General features: G+C 35.0%; 1 protein-coding gene. It reads right to left on the reverse strand.

The features are described from left to right. Nucleotides 1-23: 23 nt before the first annotated feature. Nucleotides 24-1,284, reverse strand: a protein-coding gene (locus LOK41_RS28175) for an IS3 family transposase (protein WP_241819376.1) whose coding sequence is annotated in 2 segments (ribosomal slippage) — nt 24-928 and nt 928-1,284 — 1,262 coding nt annotated over the 2 segments. Because the reading frame shifts where the segments join, the coding sequence is not laid out codon by codon here. This gene is flagged as partial in the annotation.

The following is a 1,284-nucleotide window of genomic DNA, read 5'->3' on the forward strand; positions in this document are numbered from 1 at the left end:
AAAAAGTTAGACATATTATTTTATTAGGCAGCCCCTTTGGTATGTGTTCGGTATTGCACCGGACTCATACCTTTTAATTTTGCCTTAATTCGTTTGTGATTATAATATTCTACATACTTAGCCAACTCTTTTTTAAAATGTTCTACACTTTCAAATTCTTGTAGATAAAGAAGTTCAGATTTCATGATGCCAAAGAAATTCTCAATCACTGCGTTGTCGTAACAATTCCCTTTCCGTGACATGCTTTGTGTAATGCCATGTTTTGTAAGGGAACAACGGTATTTCTCCATTTGATAATGCCAACCTTGATCAGAATGGATAAGGGGCCTATCGGCCTCTGTTAAACGTTCCAAAGCTTGATTTAACATGTTGGAAACCAGTGAATAGGTTGGTTTGGAAGAGATGGTATACGTTATAATTTCTCCATTAAATAAATCTAACATGGGTGACATATATAACTTTTCTCCAAGTATTTTAAACTCTGTGATATCCGTAACCCATTTTTCATTTGGTTTTTCCGCTTGAAAATTACGCTCTAAAATATTAGAAGCAACCTTGCCAACATTTCCTTTATAAGAGCGATATTTTTTCACGCGAACGAGACAGGATAATCCCAACTCTTTCATGATACGTTGTACCTTTTTATGATTGATCTGATACCCACGGTTCATAAGCTCATCACGAATACGTCGGTAACCATAACGTCCTTTATGTTCATTATAAATAGTTTGAATGAGTGTTTTTAGTTCGGCATCTTTGTCAGGGACATTCCATTTTTTTACCCAGTAGTAATATGTACTACGTGGAATGCAGGCAAATTTTAATACTGTCTGTATAGGAAATTCAGCCCTTAATTCAAAAATTATTTTTACTTTGTCTTGTTTTGTAATTGTTCCTTGTTTTGAACTAAGGCATTCAACTTTTTTAAATATGCATTCTCCATTCGTAAGCGTTCTACTTCTACTTGTAATTCTTCGATTGATCCTTTAATAGGTGTAGTAGATTTTTTTGTTTTCTTCACCATGTTTAAACGTCCCTCTTTCTTTGATATAAGGGCGTCTGTTCCTTGTGATGCGAATTGTTTTCTCCATTTACGAATTAAACCAGATGAAGGAATATTAAAAATTGCCGCTGCTTCATCCGATGACGTCCCTTGGTCATTCATATAGTTCAGTACGTCTAGTTTAAACTGTGCAGAGTAACTTGCATAGGATTTTATAAACGCTTCTACACCATTATGCTTGTATTGTATGACCCAAGTTCGTATCGTAGATACGGATGCAC

Origin of the sequence: Bacillus sp. TL12, assembly GCF_022625245.1 — a bacterium.
Classification (GTDB): Bacteria; Bacillota; Bacilli; order Bacillales; family Bacillaceae_G; genus Bacillus_A.